This window comes from Pseudomonas sp. PICF6 (assembly GCF_009831705.1).
Classification (GTDB): Bacteria; Pseudomonadota; Gammaproteobacteria; order Pseudomonadales; family Pseudomonadaceae; genus Aquipseudomonas; species Aquipseudomonas rhizophila.
The window spans coordinates 115,244-123,384 of sequence record NZ_WUUD01000033.1; the positions used below are offsets into that span (position 1 = coordinate 115,244).

The window sequence follows — 8,141 nt, forward strand, 5'->3', positions numbered from 1 at the left end:
CACGCTCTGCGTGGGAATGCCGCCATGGACGCTCTGCGTCCGCTTTTGGGACGCGGAGCGTCCCGGGATGCATTCCCACGCGGAGCGTGGGAACGATCAGGTATCAAATATTCTGCCGATCCCCCTTCGGATCGAAGAACACCGAAGAAACAATCTCTGCCTCGATCACGCTGCCGTCGGCCAGTGGCGCGAACACGCGTTCGCCCATCCGCTTGAGGCCGCCCTTGACCACGCCCATGGCAAATGAATAACCCAGGGAGTTGTGGGCGTAGCTGGACGTCACATGACCGACCATGGTCATCGGGATCGCCTGCTTGGTGTTGAACACCAGTTGCGCACCTTCCGGCAGCCAGACATTCGGGTCGATCGGCTTGAGGCCCACCAGTTGCTTGCGGTCCTCACGCACACAGTCTTCGCGATTCATGCCACGCCAGCCGATCCACGAGAACGGTTTGGTCCGGCCTACACACCAGCCCATGTTCAGGTCGTCCGGGGTCATCGAGCTGTCAGTGTCCTGACCGACAATGATGAAGCCCTTCTCGGCCCGCAATACGTGCATGGTCTCGGTGCCATACGGGGTCAGGTTGTATTTCTTCCCGGCCTCGACGATCTGCTCGAGCACGCCCATGGCGTAGTCGGCCTGCACGTTGACTTCGTACGACAGTTCACCGGTGAACGAGATACGGAACACCCGCGCCGGTACACCACCCACCAGGCCTTCTTTCCAGGTCATGAACGGGAAAGCGTCCTTGTCCAGGTCGATGTCGGTGACTTCGCTCAGCAGCTTGCGGCTGTTGGGGCCCGACAGAGTCATGGTCGCCCAGTGGTCGGTAACCGAAGTGAAGTACACCTTCAGGTCCGGCCATTCGGTCTGGTGATAGATCTCCAGCCATTGCAGCACGCGCGCCGCGCCGCCAGTGGTGGTGGTCATCACGAAATGGTTGTCCGCCAGACAGGCCGTCACGCCATCGTCGAAGACCATGCCGTCTTCCTTGCACATCAAACCGTAGCGGGCCTTGCCCACGTCGAGCTTGGTCCAGGCGTTGGTGTACACGCGGTTAAGGAACTCGCGGGCGTCCGGGCCCTGGATATCGATCTTGCCCAGAGTCGAGGCATCCAGCAGGCCGACGCTATCGCGCACGGCTTTGCATTCGCGCTTGACCGCAGCGTGCATGTCTTCGCCGTTCTTCGGGAAGTACCAAGGGCGCTTCCACTGGCCGACGTCTTCGAATTCAGCACCGTTTTTCACATGCCAGGCATGCAGCGCGGTGAAGCGTACCGGTTCGAAGATGTGCCCGCAGTGCCGCCCGGCTATCGCGCCGAAGGTCACCGGCGTGTAGTTCGGGCGGAACATGGTGGTGCCCATCTGCGGGATGCTCACGTTCAGCGAGCGAGCCGCGATGGCCAGGCCGTTGACGTTGCCCAGCTTGCCCTGGTCAGTACCAAAGCCCAGTGCGGTGTAGCGCTTGACGTGTTCGACCGACTCGAAGCCTTCGCGGGTGGCGAGTTCGATGGCGGCGGCAGTGACGTCGTTCTGCAGGTCGACGAATTGCTTCGGCGCCCGTGCAGTGGATTTTTCATGCGGCACCTGGAACAGCGCCAGGGTCGGTTCTTCCTGGCGGCTCAGGGCTTTGGGCAACACACCCTCCACCGCTTTGAAACCGGCTTCGTTGGCCGCGCGCACGCCACCTTCGAAACCATCGGCCAAGGTGTCACCCAGGCTGTAGACGCCATTCACGCCGCCGACGCACACGCGCTTCTGCGGTGCTTCGCCCGGTACGAAACCAAGGATGTCTTCGCGCCAGATCGGCTTGCCGCCCAGGTGCGAAGCCAGGTGAACCACTGGGCTGTAGCCGCCGGAGCTGGCCACCAGGTCGCAGTCCAGCCATTCGCCGGGACTGGTGACCTTGTGCGCCTTGACGTCAATGGCGGCGATGCGGGCCCCGGTGACGCGCTTGCTGCCACGAGCCTCGATCACGGCGCTGCCGGTGAGGATGCGGATGCCTTTGGCACGCGCCTCTTCCACCAGCGCGCCACGCGGGTTGCTGCGGGCGTCGGCGATGGCCACCACTTGCAGGCTGGCGTCGAGCCAGTCCAGCGCCACGCGATAGGCGTGATCGTTGTTGGTGCTCAGCACCAGTTTCTTGCCCGGTGCCACGCCATAGCGGCGCACGTAGGTGGAGACCGCGCCGGCCAGCATGTTGCCCGGTACGTCGTTGTTGCCGTAGACCAGCGGCCGTTCGCAGGCACCAGTCGCCAGCACCACGCGCTTGGCGCGGACCCGGTTGATGCGCTGGCGGACCTGGCCGATTGGCGCGCGATCACCCAGGTGGTCGGTGAGGCGCTCGTGGATGGTCAGGAAGTTATGGTCGTGGTAACCGTTCACCGTGGCGCGCGGCAACAGCACCACATCTGGCATCGACTTGAGCTCAGCAACAACAGCGGCCACCCATTCGGTCGCCGGTTTGCCATCCAGGCTCTCGCGGGAATCGAGCAGGCTGCCGCCGAACTCTTCCTGCTCGTCGGCCAGGATCACCCGCGCACCGCTGCGGGCCGCGGCCAATGCGGCGGCCAGGCCAGCAGGGCCGGCGCCGACAACCAGCACGTCGCAATGACGGTTCATGTAGTCGTAGGTGTCCGGGTCGTTCTCGGTCGGGGAGCGACCCAGGCCCGCGGCCTTGCGGATGTACTTTTCGTAAGTCATCCAGAACGATTGCGGGTACATGAAGGTTTTGTAGTAGAAGCCCGGCGGCATCAGCTTGCCGCCGACCTTGCCGAGAATACCCATCATGTCGTTGTTCACGTTCGGCCAGCCGTTGGTGCTGGTGGCGACCAACCCTTGATACAGCGCCTGTTGCGTGGCGCGCACGTTAGGGATCTGCGTGGCTTCGGTGGCGCCGATCTGCAGTACCGCGTTCGGCTCTTCGGCGCCGGCGGCAAAGATGCCACGCGGACGGGAATACTTGAAGCTGCGGCCGATGATGTCAACGCCGTTGGCCAGCAGTGCAGCGGCCAGGGAGTCGCCCTCGAAGCCTTTATAGGTCTGGCCGTTGAAGGTGAAGCTCAGCACTTTGTTGCGGTCGATCCGTCCGCCGTTGGACAGGCGATTGATCTGGCTCATACCTTCTCTCCCAGAGCCTGCGCGGCCGCTTTCGGACTGTCAGCCTTGTCGGTGAATTGCGGCTTTTGGCCGATCTTGTAGGTTTCCAGAATCTCGTAGGTCACGGTGTCACGGGTCACGTTGAAATACTGGCGGCAGCCGGCGACGTGGTCCCACAGCTCATGGTGCAACCCGCGCGGGTTGTCACGGAAGAACATGTAGTCGCCCCACTGCTCGTCGGTGCAGGCATTCGGATCCAGCGGACGCGGGATGTGCGCCTGGCCGGATGCATGGAATTCCTCTTCGGAGCGCAGTTCGCCGCAGTGAGGACAGAAGATGTGCAACATAGGGATTTCTCCTGTTAGTGGGCGACGGCAGCAGCGCCGTGTTCGTCGATCAGTGCACCGTTGTGGAAACGGTCGATGGAAAACGGCGCGGCCAGCGGGTGCATTTCACCTTTGGCCAGGCTTGCAGCGAAGACGTTGCCCGAGCCCGGGGTGGCCTTGAAGCCGCCAGTGCCCCAACCGCAGTTGAAGAACATGTTCGGCACCGGGGTCTTGGAAATGATCGGGCAGGCGTCCGGCGTAGTGTCGACGATGCCACCCCATTGGCGGTTCATGCGTACACGGGACAACACTGGGAACATCTCGACGATGGCCTGAACCGTGTGTTCGATCACCGGGTACGAGCCACGCTGGCCGTAGCCGTTGTAGCCGTCGATACCGGCACCGATCACCAGGTCGCCCTTGTCGGACTGGCTGATGTAGCCGTGCACCGCGTTGGACATGATCACGCTGTCGATAATCGGCTTGATCGGCTCGGACACCAGCGCTTGCAGCGGGTGGGATTCGATCGGCAGGCGGAAGCCCGCGAGCTTGGCCATGTGTCCGGAGTTACCGGCGGTGACCACACCGACGCGCTTGGCGCCGATGAAGCCCTTGTTGGTTTCCACACCGATGCACACGCCGTTTTCCTTGCGGAAACCGATCACTTCGGTCTGCTGGATCAGGTCCACGCCCAACGCGTCCGCCGCCCGGGCAAAGCCCCAGGCCACGGCATCGTGACGGGCCACGCCGCCGCGACGCTGGACGGTGGCGCCCATCACCGGGTAGCGGGTGTTTTTCGAGCAGTCCAGGTACGGAATCTCGTCGGCCACTTGTTTGGCGTTGAGCAGCTCGCCGTCCACGCCGTTGAGGCGGTTGGCACTGACGCGACGCTCGGAATCACGAATGTCCTGCAGGGTATGGCACAGGTTGTAGACACCACGCTGGGAGAACATCACGTTGTAGTTCAGGTCCTGGGACAGGCCTTCCCAGAGTTTCATCGCATGTTCGTACAGGTGGGCCGATTCGTCCCACAGGTAGTTGGAGCGCACGATGGTGGTGTTGCGCGCGGTGTTACCGCCGCCCAGCCAGCCCTTCTCGACCACGGCCACGTTGGTGATGCCGTGTTCCTTGGCCAGGTAGTAGGCGGTCGCCAGACCATGCCCGCCACCGCCGACAATGACCACGTCGTAGACCTTTTTCGGGGTCGGCGTGCGCCACATCCGCTGCCAGTTTTCATGATGGCTGAGAGAGTGTTTGAAGAGGCCAAAGCCCGAATAGCGTTGCATAGTCATTACTCCAAAACCGACTCAGCGATAAACCGGGAAGTCCGCGCACAGGGCCGCCACTTGCTGGGCAACATTGGCCTCGACATCGGCGTCGCCGAGGTTGTCGAGGATGTCGCAGATCCAGCCGGCCAGCGTCACGCACTGGGTGACCTTGAAGCCGCGCGTGGTCACCGCCGGGGTGCCGATGCGCAGGCCCGAGGTCACGAACGGCGATTGCGGGTCGTTCGGCACGGCATTCTTGTTGACGGTGATGTGCGCGCGGCCCAGGGCGGCGTCGGCGTCCTTGCCGGTCAGGCCCTGACGGATCAGGCTGACCAGGAACAGGTGGTTATCGGTGCCGCCGGACACTACATCGTAGCCGCGCTTGATGAACACGCCAGCCATGGCCTGGGCGTTATCGATCACTTGCTGCTGGTAGGCCTTGAAGCCTGGCTCCGCCGCTTCCTTGAAGCACACCGCCTTGCCGGCGATGACGTGCATCAGCGGACCGCCCTGGGCACCGGGGAATACCGCAGCGTTGAGCTTCTTCTCGATCTCTTCGTTGGCCTTAGCCAGGATCAGGCCGCCACGCGGACCGCGCAGGGTCTTGTGAGTGGTGGTGGTGACTACGTCGGCGTAAGGCAGTGGGTTCGGGTACAGACCGGCAGCGACCAGACCGGCGACGTGGGCCATGTCGACGAACAGCAGGGCACCGACCTTGTCGGCGATCTGGCGGAAACGTGGGAAATCCAGGGTCTTGGAGTAGGCCGAGAAGCCGGCGACGATCATCTTCGGCTTGTGCTCGACCGCCAGGCGCTCGACTTCGTCGTAGTCGATCAGGCCGGTGGTGGTGTCGATGCCGTACTGAACCGCGTTGTAGAGCTTGCCCGAAGACGACACCTTGGCACCGTGGGTCAGGTGACCGCCGTGGGCCAGGCTCATGCCCAGGATGGTATCGCCGGCCTGCAGCAAGGCCAGGTATACGGCGCTGTTGGCCGAAGAACCGGAGTGCGGCTGGACGTTGGCGTAGTCGGCGCCGAACAACTGCTTGGCGCGCTCGATAGCCAGGGCCTCGACTTTGTCGACGTGCTCGCAGCCACCGTAGTAGCGCTTGCCCGGATAGCCTTCGGCGTATTTGTTGGTCAGGCCGCTGCCCTGGGCCTGCATCACACGCTTGCTGGTGTAGTTCTCCGACGCGATCAGCTCGATGTGATCTTCCTGGCGTTGCTCCTCGGCATTCATCGCCGCCAGCAGTGCATCGTCGTAACCCTGGATCTGGTCTTGCTTGCTGAACATCGCGTCTCTCCCAGCGGCGGCGGTGCGCCTTTCGTCTCGGTGAGGCACTGACCACCGTTCGGTCGTGCCCTTTGGAAGCGATGGTATGGCCGGCGCAGGCAGGTCAAATGCCTATGGACGCCACGCAAAGGTGCGTTTACGACATGCGCTCAAAGAGTCGGGGAGCAAGGCCTGTGGGATAGCACTGTGTTATCCCACAGGCCTTGCTCCCATAGGGCTATGCGGCGATCTGGCGAACCGCGAGCAACAGCAGGAAATGCGCGGGATACAGACCGTAGGCCCAGCGCCGCATGGGCGGAGGATGAAAACGACCAGCGTGTCGCAAAAGCACCAGCCCAAGCCATGGCGCAAACAGACACGCCACCAACCCGCCGATCGCCACCGCATCCCCCAGCCAGGCCGCGCCATACAGCACCCGCCACTGGTTGGCCGCCAGGCACACCAAGCCTGGCAACAACGCGAAATACCAGGGCCGGCGAAATACCAGCAACATCGCCAGCGGCAGCAGGACGCCGAAAAAACCGAACATCAGCCGCGAGGAAAACAGCGCCGCCAGCAGCAACGCCCCCGCCGCCAGCAAACGCGCTTCCAGCGTATGGGTTTGCCAACTACGCGCCACCAGCAACCCGAGGGTCAGGGTCGGCAGCACGTTCAAGGTAGCTGGCACAGGAATAAACAACCGATAAGGAATTTCGCTCACTGAGCTGAACAGCAACAGCCAGCCGAGGTAACGCCACGAGCTCGCACTGGCCCCGTTGCGCGCCAGGTTCGCCGCCATCGCCAGGCAGAACCAGGGAAACGCCAGACGTCCCGGCACATACAACCAATCGACGGAGTAACCGACATATCGCAGATGATCGAGCACCATCGCCAACAGAGCCAACCACTTGAGCAGGTCCAAGGCTCCGTCGCGTCGGTTCATGGGTACAGCCGCCCTAGGGTGTTGTGAGTTTCTGACAGAAACATCCAGTGTGTTCCCCCGCGAATCTTGGGTAAAGTGCGCACCACTATCGACCACCGCGTGCCGGACTCAAAGCACGTCGGACCACGGAATTCTCCATCCGGGAATTCTGTCAGGGATCTCTTACCCAGGACTCTCTATTTCAGGAGCAAGGCCATGACCGACAAGAGTCAACAATTCGCCAGCGACAACTATTCCGGCATTTGCCCCGAAGCCTGGGCGGCCATGGAAGAAGCCAACCAGGGTCATCAGCGGGCCTACGGCGATGATGAGTGGACCCACCGCGCGGCGGATGATTTCCGTGCCTTGTTCGAAACCGACTGCGAAGTATTCTTCGCGTTCAACGGCACCGCGGCCAACTCCCTGGCGCTGTCCTCGCTGTGCCAGAGTTACCACAGCGTGATCTGCTCGGAAACCGCCCACGTCGAAACCGACGAATGCGGCGCGCCGGAGTTCTTTTCCAATGGTTCCAAGCTGCTGGTGGCGCGCACCGAAAATGGCAAGCTGACCCCGGACTCGATCCGCGAGATCGCCCTCAAGCGCCAGGACATCCACTACCCCAAGCCCCGCGTTGTGACCCTGACCCAGGCCACGGAAGTTGGCAGCGTCTATACCCCGGAAGAAATCCGCGCCATCAGCGCCACCTGCAAGGAACTGGGGCTGAACCTGCACATGGACGGCGCACGATTCTCCAACGCCTGCGCCTTCCTTGGCTGCTCACCGGCAGACCTGACCTGGAAAGCCGGGGTGGATGTGCTGTGCTTTGGCGGGACGAAAAACGGCATGGCGGTGGGTGAAGCGATCCTGTTCTTCAACCACGACCTGGCAGAAGACTTCGACTATCGCTGCAAACAGGCCGGGCAGTTGGCCTCGAAGATGCGCTTTCTCTCGGCGCCCTGGGTCGGCCTGCTGCAAAACGACGCCTGGCTCAAGCACGCCCGGCACGCCAACCACTGCGCCCAACTGCTGGCGCAACTGGTGAGCGACATCCCAGGCGTGGAACTCATGTTCCCGGTCCAGGCCAACGGCGTATTCCTGCAACTCTCGGAACCGGCCATCGCCGCGCTGACCGCCAAGGGCTGGCGCTTCTACACCTTCATCGGCAAGGGCGGCGCGCGGTTCATGTGCTCGTGGGACACCGAAGAAGCGCGAGTGCGGGAATTGGCGGTGGATATTCGGGAAGTGATGAGCGC

General features: G+C 62.7%; 6 protein-coding genes. 1 reads left to right on the forward strand and 5 read right to left on the reverse strand.

Features of this window, described 5'->3' with window-relative positions; translation table 11 throughout:
- Nucleotides 1-103 precede the first annotated feature (103 nt).
- The 5 genes from GSM73_RS23280 to GSM73_RS23300 form a co-directional block, all read right to left on the reverse strand.
- The gene (locus GSM73_RS23280; RefSeq protein ID WP_047228144.1) at nt 104-3,121 is read right to left on the reverse strand and encodes a sarcosine oxidase subunit alpha; all 3,018 of its coding nucleotides are present in this window, start codon (nt 3,119-3,121) and stop codon (nt 104-106) included.
- Entirely contained in the window at nt 3,118-3,447 is a 330-nt protein-coding gene (locus GSM73_RS23285) for a sarcosine oxidase subunit delta (protein ID WP_003206305.1), read from the reverse strand. Before GSM73_RS23285 ends, GSM73_RS23280 begins: the two co-directional genes overlap by 4 nt.
- 14 nt (nt 3,448-3,461) lie before the next feature.
- Nucleotides 3,462-4,712, reverse strand: coding sequence for a sarcosine oxidase subunit beta (locus GSM73_RS23290; RefSeq protein WP_003177603.1), 1,251 nt, complete (start codon nt 4,710-4,712; stop codon nt 3,462-3,464).
- Between the two features lie 21 nt (nt 4,713-4,733).
- Nucleotides 4,734-5,987: a serine hydroxymethyltransferase gene (glyA, locus tag GSM73_RS23295; protein WP_047228145.1), complete on the reverse strand. Its 1,254-nt coding sequence runs from the start codon at nt 5,985-5,987 to the stop codon at nt 4,734-4,736.
- 217 nt (nt 5,988-6,204) lie between these two features.
- A complete protein-coding gene (locus GSM73_RS23300) occupies nt 6,205-6,909 on the reverse strand; it encodes a TraX family protein (protein ID WP_160893953.1) in 705 nt (234 codons plus the stop codon).
- 195 nt (nt 6,910-7,104) lie between these two features.
- On the opposite strand from GSM73_RS23300, the gene GSM73_RS23305 reads away from it, so the two are divergent.
- Nucleotides 7,105-8,141, forward strand: a 1,037-nt coding sequence (locus GSM73_RS23305) for a low specificity L-threonine aldolase (RefSeq protein WP_047228147.1), incomplete at its 3' end; no start/stop codon positions are given.